Below are 18,113 nucleotides of genomic sequence, written 5' to 3'. Positions count from 1 at the left end.
TGCGGCAGCTGTATTGGGGTTGGCCGCCCGAGTCAAGCCGCAGTGGAGTGAAATATAAGGCTGCAGTGTGCGCAGACTGCAACCATCACAATGGAATACGAGGGAGTGATCTTGTTGTTCAAGCGTCTGATGCTTGTCGTCACTATGCTCTGCACCTTGCTTCTCGTTGTCTCGCCGGCAATGGCGAATTCTGCTTCCCCCGCTCCGGGCGACTCCTGGTCGAGAGAAGGGCTGGCCGCCCAAGTCAGTGAACTGGATGTGCTCCTTGGCACTACCGACCGGCTTCCGTTGAAGCAATTTCTTGAAAGCGTTCGCAATCAAGCCAATACGGTGCTGGGCTCAGCCGACATCACGCCCGAGGCCGGCTTGACCACGCACAAGGCGCTGAGCTACGCCTTGAAGCTGGCCGCGGACGTCAACCTGCTCAGCAGCGGCGCCCCTTGGGCGAACTCGCCTTTTATCGTCTACGAGGCTCCCCCGATCAGCCCGGAAAAGCGGCTGCCGGATACGCTTCCGCAAGACGGCGCCTTAACCGATCAACTCTCGGTCATCTCGGCGAAAGGGGAATTCGAAGCAGCTTCCTTCGTTCTCGCCCCGCTCTCCGATGTAAGCTCTGTCACCTTTGCCGTCAGCGATTTGACAGGGGAAGGCGGCACGATTCCGGCCGGCGCTATCGATCTGCGGGTCGTCAAAACCTGGTATCAGGGCGGAACGGCCTGGCAAAGCTACTTTAGCGACTCCTCCAAGCAAGTGCTGGTTCCCGAGCTGCTGCTGCACGATGAAAACCTCATTCTCGTCGACCATAACCGCAAAGGCAACTCCTTGCGCGTCGACTACCCGACCGGCTCCCAGTACAAAGACATCTCCAACATCCCGGCGACCAAATTCAACACATACGAGGAACCCGTCGAGGACAGCCCGACTCTTCTGCCGATCGAACTGAAGCAGGGGGAATCGAAGCAGATGTGGCTTACCTTGAAGGTTCCCGGCCAAGCCGCCGCCGGCTTTTATACCGGCTCGATCGATATCGTAGCGGACGGCGTCCCGGCAGGCAGCCTCGCCTTACATGTCCGCGTCCTTCCTTATGAGCTTCCTCAGCCGAAAACGTATTACGATGTGAACAAAGACTTTTACGTCATGCTTTACCACCAAAGCCGAGTAAAAGAACATTTGGTTCAAGCCAAGGGGGATCTCGCTCTCGTTGAGACCAAGCTGCTGAACGATTACCAGAATCTCGCCGATCATAACGCGCTTCATATCCCCGGACCGCTATATTCGGTTGCCGACCGGGCGACCTTCACGAAGCAGCTGGAGCTTATGCAGCAGGCCGGCCTCAGTCTGAACCCGTTATTCGGCGTGAAGCAGACGTTTCCTCCCTACGACATTTTCAATAAATATACAGGTTATTTGGCCGCCAAAGCGACCTATGAAGCGAATCCGACCGAAGCGAACAAGCTGGCGATGGACACCCTCTACGACGCATGGCGAAACGGCGTTAACGCGCAAAAGGCCGCGCTCGACGAGGCGTACGATTATGTCTCCAGCTTCGTCGGCCACACGAACCTGTATTTTGACGGCTGGGATGAGCCTTCCTGGTCGATGCTGCAGTTCCAGCAGGAGATGTGGCAGTACATGCACGACAAGGGAGCTAAAGTGTTCTCTACCGGCACCGAACGCCACTTCGAGCTGGATGTGAAAGAAAACTTCTTGAATATCGTCGGAGAGCCGACCCGCGAAAAGGCGGATATGTGGCACTCCTTCGGCAGCGACAAAATGATTACGAATTACGCGTACCCGCATACCGGACCGGAAAATCCCGACCTGATGCGCCAGCGTCACGGGATGTGGACGTACAAAGCCAACTATGACGCTACATACAATTATATTTTCTATGAAGGCCCTCCGAACATCTGGAACGACAACTCGATCCAGGACGAATTCCGCAACTTCAACCTCGTCTATCCGACAAGAACGAAATTGATCGACACGATCGCCTGGGAAGGGTTCCGCGAAGGGATTGACGACATCCGCTATGCGACCAAGCTCAAGCAGGTTGCCGCCGCCGCGATTGCATCGGGTCAAGCCGATCGGGTAGCCGCCGCGAACAACGCCTTGATTTGGCTCGAAGAAGTCGACGAGCGCTCGACGAATCAAGATCTGCTCCGGCTGGAGATGATCCGGCATATCGGGCTGTTGCTTGATTTGGAAACTACCCACTAAGGAGGCGGTACGATGTTCCGACAATCAGGGCGAGTTATCATCCTGCTGCTTGCGCTTGTATGGGCCGCTTCGGGTATGAGCCCAGCGAGTGCGCAGGCCGAGACGAAGAAGGTGTATCCGGTTACTTGGACGGAGCAATCGCTCCAATCTCCGACGGATTGGGCGCAAAGCTCTTATTTCAACAATCCGGCATATAAGGAAACGCGGTTCGGCGTATATTGGCCCGGTACCCCGATTCCGCCGGGCGGTCCGCGCGAAACTTCCTTTTATATGGTATATCGCGAGGACGGCTTGTATATGTTTTTCCAGGCGAACGAATGGGAGAACGATGCGGGCGGCAGCTTGAAGCCGAGCTCGTTCGAGTTTTTTGTAGTCCCCGGGGAAGGCGATCTCCCCTACCATCAGATGATTGTGCCGACGGACGGAGGGCCGATCGAATATTACGAGTGGCAGACCGAGTACCGGGATAACCGTCCGCTGAAAGGCAGCGTCAAGGTGAATACGGGACAAATCCCGACCGGCTGGGGAACGGTGGTCGTTTTTCCTTGGGAGAACGTGTACGATCGTTTGCCGCTGAACGGTGGAGATTGGCAGTTCAATCTGATCCGCTGGTCTCCTTCCGACGGCCAGACTTGGGGAGGACACGTCCATCAGCCCGGGAAATTCAACCTGCTGCGCTTTCAAGCCCCGACGGCGGAGCAGCGGATGGCGATCCAGAAATATGTGCTGGCCAAAGCTTGGGCGTCGTTTCAAACCAAATCCGCGGAGCTGAACGCCTATTGGTCACAGAACCCCGCTACGCAAGACATCGCCTTCTACAATCGCATCGTCCTGCCCCTGATCGAGGACGGCACTTCGAAAGGCGCACCGATGAGCCAACTGGCGAGCTTGAATGCGGTGCAAACGGATGAGCTGTTCCAGAACGTTCGGACCTGGATGGAGCTGCGCTACAACGTGGACGACAAGCGGAAGATATACTTGAAAAACATGCTGATGGACCGCACGGCTCCCGCAACGACTGCGGAACTGTCGCCGGGGCAGCCGGACGGCTTGAACGGATGGTACGTCAATCCGGTTACAGTCACCTTGTCCGCCTACGACCGCGGCGCCGGCGTCATGGACACCGTGTACAGCCTGAACGGCGGAGCTGCCTGGAACGCTTATACGGGCCCGTTCGTCCTTGATCAGGATGGCTCCTATACGATCAGCTACCGTTCGACGGACATGGCGGGCAATGGCGAAGCCGTCAAGACCGCTTCGCTGCGGATCGATACAACAGCGCCGGCCGCTTCCGTCACCTACAGCAGCACTTCTCCGACCAGCGGTCCGGTTACCGCGGTCTTGACGCCAAGCGAACCGGTTACGATTACGAACAATGGCGGATCGGCCAGCTATACGTTCCAAGCCAACGGCAGCTTTACGTTCGAATTTATCGATGAAGCAGGCAATCCAGGCAGTCAAACCGCTACCGTGACGAATATCGCAACGAAAAGCACCGGAGTGCCGGGACTACCGGTTTTATCCCACAACAACGGACACGATACCGGGCTTGCGGACGGCAGCTACAACATCACGATGAACATGTGGTCGGGCAATAACGGCAGCTCGTACAAATTGTATGAGAACGACGTGGTGATCGACACCCGGACGCTACTCGACAATTCGCCTCATGCGCAGGCGACCGTTACGTCCGTCACTTATAAACCTAACGGCACCTACCGTTACTACGCCGAGCTTACGAACGCTTACGGCACGACGAAAAGCGGCGTGCTGACCGTTAACGTAACCGATGCCGCACCGGCCAAAGCCGTTCTCTCTCACGATAATTGGGATAAGGACGGGAACTTCACGATCAGCATGAATATGTGGTGGGGAACGAACGGAGAGACGTACCGGCTGTACGAGAACGGAACGCTGATCGACACGCAGACGTTGACCGCCCGGACGCCTCAGGCGCAATCGGCGGCGACGCTTATAAGCGGCAAGCCGGTCGGGACGTATACGTATCGGGCCGAGCTGGTCAACTATGCCGGAGTGACCTCCAGTGCATCGATTACCGTTTCGGTAACGAAGTAACAAGGCCAAACGCATGACGCATCAACAAAGCCCCCCGGAAATGCCGTCAGGCGTTACCGGGGGGCTTTATATGTTTTCGAAGCGGATATGTGCAGCTAGAAAAAATCTGCGGCTCGAGGTGAACACAGCGGACGCGTCCGCAGGAATGTTACCGGCAGGAGCCGTCCTCGTTGCAAGCAGGCTGCGATCAGCCTGCCGCGCTTTCCGCTTTCATCCGGCGGTCAAGCGCCCGGTACGGAACGAGCAGCAGGATTGCGGCCAGACACAGGACGCCGCCGATCGCGAACGGCATATTGACATTAAGGTGAAAGGCGCCCATCCCCATCAGCGGTCCGGCGATTCTGCCGAGGCTGTCCATGGACGAGTTCAAGCCCGTCGCTACGCCTTGGCCGACTTTCGTTTTTTGCGTAATGAGCGACAACACGCACGGACGGATCAAAGCGTTGCCCGCACCGAATACGGTCAAATAAATTGAAGCGGTCAGCAAGTTCGACGACAGGAGGATCAGGAAAAATCCGACCGAAGACAGCAGCAGCCCGATCGCGATCACTTTGGGCTCGTCCCCCGGTTTGACCAGCCTCCGGACGACGCCTCCCTGAATGGCCGCCCCTACGATACCGCTCGCCAGAAACATAATGCCGATATCCATCGGAGTCGCATTAAACCGGAGCATCTGGAAGTATTGCAGCGTCGCCTCCATGCCGGCCAGTGTAAACGTCACGAAAAACGACAGCACATACAAATATTTGAGCGGACCCGAGAAAGCGGTCCATCGGGACACCCGCTTCTGGCCGCTCTGTCCCCTGCTCTCTGCCGGAAGCGACTCCACCAGCCGTTTCCACGCAAACAGAAACGTGATCAGCGACAAGGCTGCGGAGACGAAAAACGGAATCGACAAGCCGAAGCCCGCCAGCAGCCCGCCGATCGCCGGACCGAAAATGAACCCGAGCCCGATCGACATGCCGACCAGTCCCATCCCTTTCGTCCGGTTGCTCTCCGTCGTAATATCCGCCACATAAGCGACTGCACAGGAAGTCGCCGCGCCGGAGAACACGCCTCCAAGGATGCGGGACACATACATCAGCCATAACGAGTCGCCGGCAAGGCCGAGAATCAGAAAGCTCACGGCAAATCCGACAAGACCGAGCAGCAGCACCGGCCGTCTGCCGATCCGGTCCGATAACGAGCCCCAAAACGGCGACATCACGAACGAGATCGCGGAGTAAAGCGTTAGCATCATACTGAGATGAAAAGGACTGACAATTTCCGGAAGGACCGGAATAATAATGCCGAATCCGATAAAGATGGTCACCAGAATGAGCATGATGACCCCAATCTGCTTGTTCATGGACGAAAGGCCTCCGAAAACGTAGTATACAACACTAACCAAACCGTTGCGTTTGCAGGCGCTTTAATCATCTTACCATAACTTTACGGTCGACAAAAATGAACAATTGTAGAACGAAAAGGACGGCAAGCACGCACCCGCTTAACAGAAACGGCGCCTGATAGCCGATCGAATCCCACAGCTTGCCCGATAGGATCGGTCCGAGCACGTTGCCCGATCCTTCGATCGTGAGGAAAAACCCCCAGATCGCGCCGCGCTTCTCCTTCGGAATAACCGAAGCGATAAGCGCATTCCAGGAAGGGATGATCAGGGCGTAACCGATCCCGAGCAGCATTACCAACACAAGCACCCAGCCCACAGACTTCACCGATGTGAACGTCAACAGCGTCGCAGAGCTGAGCACGAGCCCGATATTAATAAACCAGCGGACGCCGAAACGGTCCACAAGCTTGCCTACAGGGATAAGAAAAAGTACCGTAACCGCTCCCCCGGCAACCAGAAACAGGCTGTACTGGGCAGGCGTCAAGTTCAGGATCGTCCTCGCATACAGCGTCAGCACCGGCGTCAGCAACCCGAGAGCGAACGTCTGCGCGAACAACGAAGGATAAAATACCCAACTGACATGGAGCGAACGGCGCACTTCATCCATATATAAACGGATCTTGCGTGCTTGCCGGGTAAAGAAGCCTTCTGCGGACCCGCGCGACCCGTGCTCGGCCCGGTAATCGTTCACCAGGGACTTCAGATCCGAGCCGTATCCTTTGCCAGGCAAAAACAGCGAGACGACGACAGTCAGCACCATCAGGCCGAGCAAAATTCCGAACGCTGTTCTGTAGGTGTCTCCGATAAAAAAATTGATGACGACCGGCCCCATGCCGACCCCGGATAACCACGACATATAGATGACCGACATCGTAGTGCCAGTCGCCTTCTCTCCCGTCGAATTCGTCGCCCCCGTAATGACGCAGGGCCATAAAGGCGATGTGCCGATTCCGAGCAGCGTGCAGGACAGCATGATCCAATACGGCTGACGAAAAAACACGAGAATAAGCACCGACAGCAGCGTCACGATCACCCCGCCTAGCATAACCGGACGATAGCCGACTTTATCGATCAGCCAGCCGATCGGGGAACGGAACAAGTTGTCGCCTATGTATTGAAGCGCAAGCGTCCAGCCGATTAAAAACGTCGTAATCCCGAGTACCGACTTCATATATATCGGCAAAATCGAGACGAGAATCGCTCCCTTCACGAATTCAACAATAAACATAATGACCAAAAGCAACACCACGAAAGGAGTAAGAAATTTTTTCTGTTCGTTCCAAAACGATAGTAACCGGTTCACTTGTTCACCTCAGCCGATATAAGAATCTACTTATTGGTTAGTCTACCCCAGGAGCAGGGTCGTAAAACGTTGCGAAGCCGATGTTCGCTGAGGGAAGTCTACGATGCAAGTTTTAATGAAATAAAAAGTTCGCATCGACGATGCATGTTTTTCACGAAATAAAAACTTTGCATCAACGGTGCAAGTTTTAATGAAATAAAAACTTGCATCACCCGCCCAATTTGATATACTCAAGCTTGTTTAGTTTTAAGCGCAAGTTCAAAAAGTCCGTGATCAAAAGTGGACTTTTTGAACAACTCTTTAAGCATATCATTCGAAATCGCCGGAAGGAAGGGATGACCGCATGGATCATAACCGCACCCCTTTATTTACCGCACTGACCGGGCATGCGGCCAAACGCCCGATTCAGTTTCATATTCCCGGACACAAAACGGGGGTCGGCTCCGATCCCGAGTTTCGCTCGTTTATCGGAGATAACGCACTTTCGATCGACCTGATCAATATAGCGCCGCTGGACGATCTTCACCAGCCGACAGGGGTAATCCTGGAAGCGCAGCAGCTCGCAGCCGACGCATTCGGAGCCGACTATACGTTCTTCTCCGTCCAAGGCACGAGCGGTGCGATTATGACCATGATTATGTCCGTCGTCGGAGAAGGCGATAAAATCATCGTTCCCCGCAACGTGCATAAATCGATATTGTCTGCCATCATTTTCTCGGGTGCCAAACCGATCTTCCTGTCGCCGGTGCGCGACGCCAATCTGGGGATCGATCACGGGGTCACGACCAGCTCCGTCAAAAAAGCGTTAAGCAGGCATCCGGACGCTAAAGCGGTGCTCGTGATCAACCCGACCTATTATGGAGTATGCGCCGACCTGAAAGAAATCGTCGAGCTGGTGCACAGCTACGATATTCCCGTACTCGTCGACGAGGCTCACGGGTCGCTGATTCATTTCCATGACGATTTGCCGATATCGGCGATGCAAGCCGGCGCCGACATGGCGGCCACCAGCGTTCATAAGCTCGGCGGCTCGATGACGCAAAGCTCGATTCTGAACGTGCAAGGTCCGAGAATCAACCAGCGCCGGATTCAGACGATCATCAGCATGCTGACGACCACTTCGACGTCTTATTTGCTGCTGGCCTCACTCGATACGTCTCGCAGAAACTTGGCGCTGAACGGCAAAGCAATCGCGGAGAAAGCTTTGCAGCTGGCCCAATACGCCCGCAGGGCGATTAATGAAATACCCGGTCTGCATTGCTTCGGGGAAGAAATATTGGGGACGGAAGCGACGTTTGACTACGATCCGACCAAAGTGACCGTGCACGTACGCCATCTGGGCATTACGGGGTATGACGCCGAGAACTGGCTGCGGGAGAAGTACAATCTCGAGATTGAGATGAGCGATATGTACAACATTCTCTGCCTCGTCACACCGGGCGATACGCAGGAGAATGTCGACATTTTGATCCAGGCGCTGGCGGAGCTCTCCAAGGAAACGCACAACGTCAATCAGTCGAACGAGCTCGTCATTCACATTCCGGAAATTCCGCAGCTGTCTCTGACCCCCCGCGACGCTTTTTACGGAGATACGGAGATTGTGCCGTTTAAAGAATCTGCGGGGCGCATTATGGCCGAATTTATTTATGTATACCCGCCCGGGATACCGATCCTGCTTCCTGGCGAAGTGATCTCTCAGGACAACATCGATTATATCGTCGATCATCTGGAGGTCGGATTGCCGGTCAAAGGCCCGGAAGACCGCACGATCGAATTCGTCAAAGTGATCGTCGAAACCAAGCCGATTTTCTGAGAAATTTGTCGTTCTGCCGGCGGGCAGCCCATACAAAACGGAGAGGAGCCCCTGGCCCCCCTCCGTTTTGGTGTCCGGTCCGAACCTTTAATATTGATCCTTAATCGACAAGGTAGGAATAAATTGCTTCATCAGTGCCGATACTTCCTCCGCTTCGGCGGTTGTGAGCTGGAACGCTTTTTGCAGATAAGTCAAATTATCGAGATCGTCATAATCGAGAAGAGTCGAACGGTTCGTCTGCATACAAAATACGATCGGTTTGCCGAAAAAGGCGTTCGTATACACAATTCCGAAATCGTAGCGTGCCCGGTCGGAAGCATAGCCGATAAATTGCACTTGAGCTTGCTCGGACGTATCATACAAACGTTCAAACATGCGAATCACGCTCTTTTCGTTTGAATTTTCTGAATATTTATAATATTTTACAGTTACTATACCATCCTCCTCGCCAGTTTGACAATGATAAATGTATCCGTCTCGTCCCGGATAAGGGATTGGTTCATCCGCGGGCGTCAGCGGATATTGTCAATGAAGGGATGAAGTGCTATGATGGTCATTGACAAACGGAACGACAAGGGCGGTGTAACGATGGCGCAAAGCGCTTACATTTATTTGGTGGACGGATCGGCCGCATCCACCCTGACGCTGGACGAACTCAAAGACCACCTCGGCCGTTACAAGGAGCAAACCGGGCTAACGGGCCGTCAGCTTGGATGGGACTATGCCGGTTCCGCGTTTCCTTATTCGATCGAGACGAAGCCGGAAGGCCAGGGCAAATGGTTTTACTTGAAAGGCAGCAATCCTCTGTATAAATACATATTGTTCGGCGTCGGCACCCAAACCGAAGAAGAGAAAGAAAAAACGTACATTCAAGTGACGCTTCCCGATGACGCGACGCACGGCGACAAGTCCAAAGGCAACGAATTGTGCAAATATTTGGCGCGTCACTTAAAGGCTGAGCTTCGGCTGTTCAACGGCCGGACGATGTACTTTAATCCGCGCAAGTGATAGAATCACGTTCCCTCTGTCCGGCGCTACTCTTCTAGCAAAACCAAAGAACCCCCTCTGCACTCTCGTGCAAAGGGGGTTCTTTCCGCTATCTTATGCCTCGGTTTCCGATTCTACGATCTGCTCGTATACTGCCGTAACGTGCTCCCACTCGGCATCGTCTTCGATGTTGACCAGGAAAGACTCCTCGCCTTCTTCATCGATCCGGAAAATGATGCTGTCCGATTCCGGGTCGTTGCGGTCCAGCAATACGGCGTACGCTTTCTCTTTCGTTTCAAACGTATATACGATCACCATCTCGTGTTCGTTGCCGTCTTCGTCGGTTAAAATAAATACGTCTTCCTCATGCTCTCCGCAGCCGCAATTTTCGTCGTGCTGATGGTCGCTCATGCAAAACCCTCGTTTCATCGATTGAATTTCAAACCCATCCTATCGTACCATGTTCCCTATCGACGGTCAATGAAACGAATGGCGCGCGGAGCTTACTGGGAAATGATTTTTTTCTCAGAGACGACGGCGTAATCTTGCGATTTGTCGATCTTGATTTTAAACTGAATCTTATAGGTGCCGGACGCTTCAAAATGGACGGCTTCAAGCGGCCAAGTATACCAGAAGCTCTCCTTGCTTTGTTCCATCGGCACTTCCGTCGTCCGGATCACGTCACCGGCCGGAGACACCAGATCGATCTTGAACGCATCGATCGGTGTAGTCAAGCTGTCGACCTGCGCGGATACGACAAAATCCAGCTTTTTGCCGAGCGGTACGGCTCCGAACGGCGTTTCGAGCGAATCTTTCTTGCCGAGCTTCTCGGCGACGAACATATGTACATTCGGTTTATACATATTAACCGTCTTCGCTGAATCGTCCCACTGGACGACGGCTTGAAGCGAATCGGATAAAGCACGAAGCGGCAGCACGACACGGCCGTCGATCATAAACGCAGGAACATCGCCATCGGGCACCGCCGATCCGTTTACCTGCACTTTTACTTTGTCAAAACCTTTATAATCTCCCCACGGGGAGCCAGCGTATACGATTCCTGCCCCAAGCACGACTAATGTTGCTGTTAGTGCGGCAAGCCGCTTCACCTTCATGCGATTACCTCCATCAAACGTGTTGTTCTGAATCGTTATACTCGCACGTTTGCAAAAAGTTGCGGGAAACCGTCACAAAAGTTTGCCGACCTTATTAGAATCAGCTGCAAGAATCGTTTGTTTGTTCTATGATATGGATGACTGATAGAGCTTTCTATGAATTGGTAAATATTATATTCTACATGAATCCCAAGTAGTTTGTAAACAAAAATAAACCTGCACGGAATGGTGTTACACGATCAATAAAAATCATGTAAACTGATACAGAAATATACATCAGAAAGAGGAAGCGGAATCATCATGAATCATCTGACGGGCCTTCAAGTCGAAATCGACCTGTTAAAAAAACAACTTCTGCGCACGGCAAAAATATATGAATTCAACTTCGGACATCCTCAAGTACTGGAAATAAGCCAACAGCTGGACCAATTAATTGTCAAAGTCATGCGGTACAGCCGCTAAAGATCCTGCAGCCCGGTTTCCAGTATGCTGCGGTTCTTTCTCAGCACCACAATTCCCTGCTGTTACAATTTCTATCATTCGCCGAGCTGTCTGACAGACCGGCATTACCGAAAACGGCTTGCAATCACACCCGCCGTTTCCGGCTTGGATATGATATACCCTTGAATTTCACCGCAACCGATCTGCTTTAAATACTGGAGCTGCTCCTCCGTCTCCACTCCTTCTGCAACTACACGCATATGAAGCTGCTTAGCAAGCGTTACCGTCGAAGCTGTGATCGCCGAGTCTTTCAGTCCGTGCGGAATGTCTTTTACAAACGTGCGGTCTATTTTGAGCCCGTCGATCGGCAGCTTCTTCAAATGCGTGAACGACGAAAATCCGGTTCCGAAATCGTCCAGCAAAATGCGTACGCCGAGCAAACGCAAGCTCTTTAGGATGTGCAGCGTCTCGTCCAGGTTTTGAAACACCCGGTTTTCCGTAAATTCCACCACGAGCTGATCGGCATGGAGCCCGCTCGCGGTAAGCAGCTCCGACACTTTGTCGGCCAGCCGGCCCCGCCACTCCGGGTGCAGGCACAAGTTCACCGATACCGGAACGTTCCATCCGAGCCCGTCCTTCCAACCCTTCATCTGCCGGCATGCGGCCGCAAGGGTATATTCGTCCATCCGGACAATCAGTCCGCTCTGCTGGGCCACCTCCATAAAGTCCGCCGGGTACAGAAGCCCGCGTCTCGGATGGTTCCAGCGCAGCAAAGCTTCAATCCCCGCCAGCGTCCCGCTCTCCGCTCCGACTATCGGTTGATAGACGACATGGAATTGGCCTTTGTCCAGCGCGATCCGCAGCTCGTTTTCCAGATTCAGCTTCTGCTGCACGCCGCCCTTGTCTTCGGTGTCGATCAGCTGGACATTGTTTTTGCCGTTTGATTTGACCCGGTACATCGCCGAATCCGCCTTCTGGAGCAGCGTGTCGGAATCGGTTCCGTCGCCCGGGTACAGGCTGATGCCGACGCTCGCCGATACGAACAATTCCTGCCCTTCGAATACGAACGCCTTGGACATCTCGTCTACAAGCTTGCGCGCCACGTAAGCCGCCACTTGCCGTTCTGACAGATCAGGCAGCAATATAATAAATTCGTCCCCGCCCACCCGGGACACCGTATCGCTTTCCCTGAGCCGCGAGCGGAGCCGTCCGGCGATCGCATGAAGCAGCATATCGCCTGTCCGGTGTCCGAGCGTATCGTTAATATGCTTGAATCCGTCCAGATCGATAAACAAAACCGCCAGCATCCCCCCTTGCCTGCTCGCATGGGAGATCGCCGTGCGGAGCCGGTCCTGCAGCAGGAACCGGTTCGGCAGTCCGGTCAGCGCGTCATAATACGCCTTGTGCCGCATCTGCTCCTCTTCCAGCTTTCTTTCGGACATCGTCTGGTCGAAGGAATCGATGACTCTGTTAAACGCCGTCTCCACCTCGCGCAATTCGTCGCGGGCATGCAGACGGACCCGTGCCGATAAATCTCCGGAGGCGATCCTTCGCGATACGCGCTTCAGTTCGGCCACCGACCCGATAACCGATTTGTAGATGGCCGCGAACAGCAGAATCGATGCCAGCTGGCCGGCTATGACAAACAGCACGACGACGACTTTGCCGGATCTCAGACGGGCAGCGCGCTGCTTCAACGTATCGTCAAGCAGCCTCGAATATTCCGCGTATACGTCATATACTTTCTTAACCGCCTCTCGGGAGAGGGAGTCGAGCTGCTCCTTGTCCAAACGAGTCAAGCTTGCTTCGAAAGCAGGGGCCGGCCGCTTGGCGGATAACACGGTAAATGCAGATACAGCGCTTTCCAAAGCCTGGTTCAACCGCTGCTGCGTTTGCGGCTCGGGAATCTGCTTAAGGGTGCCTTCACGCAATTGGAGCAATTTCGAGACGACTTCTTCAGCCGGCTGCTTGACCCGCGAACTTAAGGCTTCAGCGCCGAGAGACGGCTCGGAGGAGGCGGCCGTACGCAGATCATCCGCCTGGCTGATGACGACCGGCAGCTTCGTCAGAGCCGCTTCCGCCAGCCGTTCCGTCGCCGGGTCCGCGCTATGACCGAGCCCCGATCGTTCGGCGGTGCGGATCATCATCGCGTAGATCGCGCTTAGCGTCTTCGAGTGGGCAGAGACGGCTTCCGCCGGACTCACGGCCGCTTCCGCACGCGTGGATTCGTTCCAGTAGGCGGAGACCGCTCGCCATTCCTCGGTCACGCTATCCGGAGCATTCGTTTGGCGAAGCACGTGTCCCAGAGCAGCCAGCTTCGTATCGATCCCCGCCTGCAGCTCCTTGCGCTTCTCCTGTACAGCTGCTGGATCAGCTGAGACACGTCCGGCAAAATCTCTATGGATCTGTATGTCGCCGTACACTTGCACGAGCGCATCATGAACGAGCAGACTTTCCCGACCGATTCGCAGCCGGCGGGAGTCGTCCTCGATATCCTGAATCCAATACACCGCCAGCAGGCTGAACGGAACGATAACTGCAAGCGCCATCAAATACAGCTTTTGTTTATATTTCATTCGCCCCATCAAACGAACGAGCGGCTTCATAAGTACATTCATGGTCCATAACCTCGGTACATTCTAATCGCAACTCCAATATATTCCACGTCATCTTTCCAATTCCTGCATGAAATTCATCGATCTTCGACAAATAATTAGACTAAAGTCCCGTTCGCTAAATAGTTCCAACGACTTATCCGGTTTTTGGACCAAAAGAAAACGCCCGGCGAAGACTTCACCGGGCCGCTCCATCTCTATCATTAGAACCGTTCGCCCGAAGCATCCGGCCGATTGCGGCTCTTATGGCGGAGCCTACTACTCCGTTCCGATATCCAACTCGGCGATTCTCCGCTCGGCATACCGGGTGTCTTTGAAAGCGAAAAACGTCTCCGCCTTCTCGATAATAACTGCGCCGTTGTATTCCGGAATTCCGGCATGAGGCTCATAGACGCCGACCGGAAACAGCACATTGCCTTCCGGCCAAAACACCTCGACATTGCCCGGCTTGATCTCGGCGAATTTGGCCCGGCCGTACATCGTACCGTTCCGGTTATAAACCACGATCGCTTCGCCCTCGGCGATCCCTAGCTCCCCGGCATCCGATTCGTGCAGCAGCACGTCGTCGCGTCTGGCCGCATTAAACGGATCGATGCGGCTGTATACCATCGAATTGAACTGCTTGCCTCTGCGGGTCGTGACATACAGATGACCTTCCGGCTTGCGCAGCTCCGGCAGTTGGATCGGCAGAAGCCGTCCCTTGCCGTCCGGCGTAGGACTGATTCCGTCCTCGCACAGCCATGCGCCGCCCCATTGGAAAACATCCCCCGCCTTGGACAGATGCTGAATCCCGTCGTAATACGGAACGGCCTCCGCGATCTCTTCGCGAATGTGCTGTACGGAGCGGAAGGCGATTTTCGCTTTGTGCTCGGGCTTGACCCTCCCCGCCAAATCGACGAGAATGTCCCATTCCGCCCGGGCTTCCCCGATTCGCGGGCCTTCGATCTCCGGGCTGTAATAAACCATCCGCTCCGTGCTCGTCGACGTGCCGCCTCCGGGCTGCTCGTAACGCGTCATCGCCGGCAGGACGATCACTTCCTCGCGGGCTTCCGCAAGCGTCGACGTGTTCAGAATAATATCCTGATGAACCCGAAGCTCCATACGTTCCAGACAGGAGCGGATGAACTCCGGCTTCGGCATCGTCTCGAGGAAATTCCCGCCGCTCGTATAAAAGACGCGGGTACGCCGCTCGTGACCATCCGGCAATAGCGCATTCTCCAGCGACAAGCCGACGATATCCCCGGACCAGGCGGGAATCGGGAATCCCCACAGCTTCCCAAAACGATCCCGGCTCTCCTCGTCGATCGGCCCTCCTCCCGGCAAGGACATCGGCTCGGCGCCCATCTCTCCGGCGCCCTGTACCCCGCTATGCCCGCGAATCGGCATCAACCCGCATCGCTCCCTGCCGATAAAACCGCGGAGCATCGCCAGGTTGGCGATCTGCGATACGTTGTCCGTACCGAACCGGTGCTGGGTTAAGCCCATGCTCCAGACGAACACGCCGGTTTGGGCCGACGCCAGTGTCTGCGCAAACTCGCCGATCTGCTGTCTGGTCAGCCCGGAGCTTTTCTCCAGCGCAGGCCAGCTTAATGAAGCGGTATGCTTGCGAAGCTCTTCGTATCCCGTCGTATGCTCGTGCACATATTTCCGGTCGATGGCGCTTCCGGGGCGGTCCTTCTCCAGCTCGAACCAATATTTCATCACCCCGTTCATCAAGGCGATATCTCCCCCGATATGTACCTGGACGAACTCGTCGACGATTTTCGTCCCGAACAGGGCGCTCTCCGGAATCGACGGAATCCAATAGTTCTCCATCGCAGGCTCCCGGTACGGATTCACCACGATAATCCGGGTCCCGGCTTTCTTGGCGGCGTACATATATTTCGTCGACACCGGCTGGTTGTTCGCGGCTACGGAGCCCCAGAACACGAGAACGTCGGTGCCGATCCAGTCTTTGTAGCTGCAGCTTGAGGCGCTGATGCCGAGCGAGCGCTTCAGGGCGGTCTTGCTCGGCGAGTGGCATATACGCGACGCGTTGTCGATATTGTTCGTGCCGAGGAACCGCGCCACCTTCGAAGCCGTGTAATACACTTCGTTCGTAATGCCCCGCGCGGTCCAATACATCGCGAGCTGCTTCGGGTCGATGCTGCGTATTTTGGCCGCGATCCGCTCCAGCGCTTCATCCCAGGTGAGGCGCGTAAACCGGTTTTCCCCTTTCCTCCGGATCATCGGATACGGGATACGGCCCAGCTTGCGAAGCTCGGCGCTGTCCATCTCCCTCAACTTCGAGACATCCTCGAGCCAGCGGGGCTCGATGGCCGGCATCGTATTCAGCCGGAGCACGTTCAGCCGGGTCGTGCATAGATGCGGGCCGGTCAACGTCCGGTCCCGCAGCCCGGATACGCCCAGCGCGCATCCGTCGCATACACCCTGTGTCAAAATACGGTAGGCGTACGGGAGATTGTCGCGATTGTCGTAAACCGCTTTCAACGTATCCCAAATGTGGTGCGGCTTCACTTTGCCGAGACCAAGCGGAGCAGGGCTTACCCACAGCGACGGCTTCAGCCTCGTATCCAGTTTCATCGGGCCGGAATGTTTCGTTTTGCCCACGGCACACCCTCCGTTCCTCGATTTTCCATACTACAATGATACCATGGAACCGCTTTCGCAGCATCCCGGGATATCAAAAGGAACAGGAACGGCCGTATATCCGATTCGTCGTCTGTGCCGTCGGACCCTCCCGCACATACGAAGGCGGCGAATGGACCGCAAGAAACGATCCGCTCGCCGCCGGATAACCGCTTGCCTTGGCCCTGGACTGTCAACGGCCTGAGAGGCAGCGGCATAAACGTATATCCGTATCCCGAAAGGATTACGGTCACTTGAAATAACGGGTGAGCACGCAAGGAACGCCTCTGCCGACTGCGCCAGGCTGCTTCATCCGTTCCATATACCGGATGCCCCGCGCGCACTGATGCTTGCACACCGCGCATACGTCGGAAGTTACGAATTTGTAATGAGCCTGCGTCCTTCCCGAGGACGCTTGTTTTTTTACTTTTTTCCCCGCCATCGTTTTTCCTCCCGCGCGCTTGTCGACCCGTTGCCTGATCGCCTTGTATACTATGCGGAAGAGGACGAACAAGACTCCGCCTCTGTACCGGGGGTACGTTTATTTGCGGAGCGGGGAAGCCGCAGGCATACTGAAAAATTTGTCGAAAATCGGTGATCAACTCCTTTCCATTTGACAGGAAAAATGATACATTTGAAGCAATATGTCCTCAAATGACGTGCGCATGCAACGTTTATTCGAACCAGCCGAAGGAGGAAGCAGAAACTATATGCGCATCGATATCCAGATGATCGGGACGGGCTCGGCCTTTGCCAAAAAATATTACAACAACAATGCGCTCGTAACGTGCAACGGGTATACGCTCATCATCGACTTCGGCATTACGGCACCGCTTGCGATGCATGAGCTGAACGCCCCGCTTGACAGGATCGACGGCGTGTTCGTCACACATCTGCACGCCGATCATATCGGCGGCTTCGAAGAGCTTATGCTGCGATTGAAGTTTCAATACAAGAAAAAACCGGCACTCTTCATCGAAGAACAGCTGATCGGCCCGCTGTGGGAGCATTCCTTGAAGGGCGGTCTGCAGTATGGCGCGGAGGAAGACCAGTCGCTCGACCAGTTTTTTGACGTGATTCCGCTGAGAAGCGGGGTTCCGCATCTGATCCATCCGGGCTTTACGATTGAGATTTTGCCGACCACGCATTTCCGGAATATGCCGAGCTACGCTGCTATTTTGAATAATCAGCTGTTTTATAGCGGAGACACGGTGTTCGATCCCGAGCTGATCCGCGCCGTTCACGAACGGGGCTGTACGTATCTGCTGCACGACTGCCAGTTGGAAGGACACGGCCTGGTACACGCCACGCTCGCCGAGCTGATGACGCTGCCCCCTGATATTCAGAAGAAAGTATGGCTGATGCATTACGGAGACGATATGGAGACGTACGTCGGTCATACCGGGTTGATGAAGTTTATACTTCAGCGCAAGACGTATTCGTTCCCGACCGATACCGTCATCTGAACGAATAGGAATAAGGAAACGCCAAAAAACCGGGCCTAGAGCCCGGTTTTTTCATGCTG

14 protein-coding genes are annotated in these 18,113 nt (G+C 54.8%); 6 read left to right on the top strand and 8 right to left on the bottom strand.

The features are described from left to right. Window positions 1-114: 114 nt before the first annotated feature. Window positions 115-2,220, top strand: a complete 2,106-nt coding sequence (locus AC3Y2E_RS09055) for a hypothetical protein (protein ID WP_379209300.1) — start codon at window positions 115-117, stop codon at window positions 2,218-2,220. 12 nt (window positions 2,221-2,232) lie between these two features. After that, the gene (locus tag AC3Y2E_RS09050; protein ID WP_379209298.1) at window positions 2,233-4,296 is read left to right on the top strand and encodes an OmpL47-type beta-barrel domain-containing protein; all 2,064 of its coding nucleotides are present in this window, start codon (window positions 2,233-2,235) and stop codon (window positions 4,294-4,296) included. 187 nt (window positions 4,297-4,483) lie between these two features. Here the strand turns inward: AC3Y2E_RS09050 and AC3Y2E_RS09045 are convergent, their stop codons facing one another. After that, window positions 4,484-5,644: an MFS transporter gene (locus AC3Y2E_RS09045; RefSeq protein ID WP_379209296.1), complete on the bottom strand. Its 1,161-nt coding sequence runs from the start codon at window positions 5,642-5,644 to the stop codon at window positions 4,484-4,486. Window positions 5,645-5,711: 67 nt separating this feature from the next. Next, on the bottom strand, window positions 5,712-6,989 hold the full coding sequence (locus AC3Y2E_RS09040) for an MFS transporter (RefSeq protein ID WP_379209294.1): 1,278 nt from the start codon (window positions 6,987-6,989) through the stop codon (window positions 5,712-5,714). Window positions 6,990-7,332: 343 nt separating this feature from the next. Here AC3Y2E_RS09040 and AC3Y2E_RS09035 point away from each other — a divergent pair, with 343 nt between their 5' ends. Beyond that, window positions 7,333-8,802, top strand: a complete 1,470-nt coding sequence (locus AC3Y2E_RS09035; protein ID WP_379209292.1) for an aminotransferase class I/II-fold pyridoxal phosphate-dependent enzyme — start codon at window positions 7,333-7,335, stop codon at window positions 8,800-8,802. Between the two features lie 87 nt (window positions 8,803-8,889). Here AC3Y2E_RS09035 and AC3Y2E_RS09030 read toward each other — a convergent pair whose 3' ends face one another. Continuing rightward, window positions 8,890-9,177, bottom strand: coding sequence for an SAV0927 family protein (locus tag AC3Y2E_RS09030; protein WP_379209290.1), 288 nt, complete (start codon window positions 9,175-9,177; stop codon window positions 8,890-8,892). A gap of 213 nt (window positions 9,178-9,390) precedes the next feature. On the opposite strand from AC3Y2E_RS09030, the gene AC3Y2E_RS09025 reads away from it, so the two are divergent. After that, window positions 9,391-9,810 carry a DUF1885 family protein gene (locus AC3Y2E_RS09025; RefSeq protein ID WP_379209460.1) on the top strand — a complete coding sequence of 140 codons (420 nt, stop codon included), beginning with the start codon at window positions 9,391-9,393 and terminating at the stop codon, window positions 9,808-9,810. A gap of 93 nt (window positions 9,811-9,903) precedes the next feature. On the opposite strand, the gene AC3Y2E_RS09020 is transcribed toward AC3Y2E_RS09025, so the two are convergent. Together AC3Y2E_RS09020 and AC3Y2E_RS09015 are read right to left on the bottom strand one after the other, a co-directional pair. Beyond that, the gene (locus AC3Y2E_RS09020) at window positions 9,904-10,200 is read right to left on the bottom strand and encodes a DUF1292 domain-containing protein (RefSeq protein WP_190926333.1); all 297 of its coding nucleotides are present in this window, start codon (window positions 10,198-10,200) and stop codon (window positions 9,904-9,906) included. 92 nt (window positions 10,201-10,292) lie between these two features. Further along, on the bottom strand, window positions 10,293-10,904 hold the full coding sequence (locus tag AC3Y2E_RS09015; RefSeq protein WP_332072940.1) for a stalk domain-containing protein: 612 nt from the start codon (window positions 10,902-10,904) through the stop codon (window positions 10,293-10,295). A gap of 300 nt (window positions 10,905-11,204) precedes the next feature. Between AC3Y2E_RS09015 and AC3Y2E_RS09010 the strand changes: the two genes are divergently transcribed. Beyond that, window positions 11,205-11,366, top strand: coding sequence for an aspartyl-phosphate phosphatase Spo0E family protein (locus tag AC3Y2E_RS09010; RefSeq protein WP_190926329.1), 162 nt, complete (start codon window positions 11,205-11,207; stop codon window positions 11,364-11,366). A gap of 104 nt (window positions 11,367-11,470) precedes the next feature. Here the strand turns inward: AC3Y2E_RS09010 and AC3Y2E_RS09005 are convergent, their stop codons facing one another. The 3 genes from AC3Y2E_RS09005 to AC3Y2E_RS08995 form a co-directional block, all read right to left on the bottom strand. After that, complete coding sequence (locus tag AC3Y2E_RS09005; RefSeq protein WP_379209287.1) at window positions 11,471-13,963, bottom strand: putative bifunctional diguanylate cyclase/phosphodiesterase; 2,493 nt, start codon at window positions 13,961-13,963, stop codon at window positions 11,471-11,473. A gap of 255 nt (window positions 13,964-14,218) precedes the next feature. Then, window positions 14,219-16,570, bottom strand: coding sequence for an FdhF/YdeP family oxidoreductase (locus tag AC3Y2E_RS09000; RefSeq protein ID WP_379209285.1), 2,352 nt, complete (start codon window positions 16,568-16,570; stop codon window positions 14,219-14,221). A 268-nt stretch (window positions 16,571-16,838) separates the two neighbouring features. Further along, a complete protein-coding gene (locus AC3Y2E_RS08995) occupies window positions 16,839-17,030 on the bottom strand; it encodes a hypothetical protein (RefSeq protein WP_190926323.1) in 192 nt (63 codons plus the stop codon). A gap of 268 nt (window positions 17,031-17,298) precedes the next feature. Between AC3Y2E_RS08995 and AC3Y2E_RS08990 the strand changes: the two genes are divergently transcribed. Next, window positions 17,299-18,054, top strand: a complete 756-nt coding sequence (locus AC3Y2E_RS08990) for an MBL fold metallo-hydrolase (RefSeq protein WP_379209283.1) — start codon at window positions 17,299-17,301, stop codon at window positions 18,052-18,054. Window positions 18,055-18,113 lie beyond the last annotated feature (59 nt).

Source organism: Paenibacillus sp. MAH-35 (assembly GCF_058135425.1).
This window is presented reverse-complemented; position numbering and strand designations above follow the sequence as displayed.